Raw genomic sequence first — 415 nt, forward strand, 5'->3', positions numbered from 1 at the left:
GTAGAAGTCATGCTCAATTCCCCGTTGATTGCAGATTACATTCGCAAGGGTGAGGTGCACCTGATCAAAGAGCTGATGGCCAAGTCCACCGAGCTGGGTATGCAGACGCTGGACCAGTCGCTGGTGAAGGCATACAAGGAAGGACAGATTACCAAGGACGACGCCATTCGTTTTGCCGATTCTGCCAACGATGTGCGCCTGCAGATCAAGATGCACGACCGGGGCGCCGGTACCGGCGCCCCGGTCGTGCATCTTGATCTGCAGGCGCACATCGTTGGCAGAATCGGCAAAACGAATGGCGTCGTCCTTGGTAATCTGTCCTTCCTTGTATGCCTTCACCAGCGACTGGTCCAGCGTCTGCATACCCAGCTCGGTGGACTTGGCCATCAGCTCTTTGATCAGGTGCACCTCACCC

Annotated in this window: 1 pseudogene; it reads left to right on the forward strand. The window is 56.4% G+C overall.

The features are described 5' to 3' along the window. A pseudogene (locus A3709_RS24715) lies at positions 1-415 on the forward strand (hypothetical protein); the annotation flags it as partial.

Source organism: Halioglobus sp. HI00S01 (assembly GCF_001635445.1).
In the GTDB taxonomy this organism is placed as follows: domain Bacteria; phylum Pseudomonadota; class Gammaproteobacteria; order Pseudomonadales; family Halieaceae; genus Halioglobus; species Halioglobus japonicus.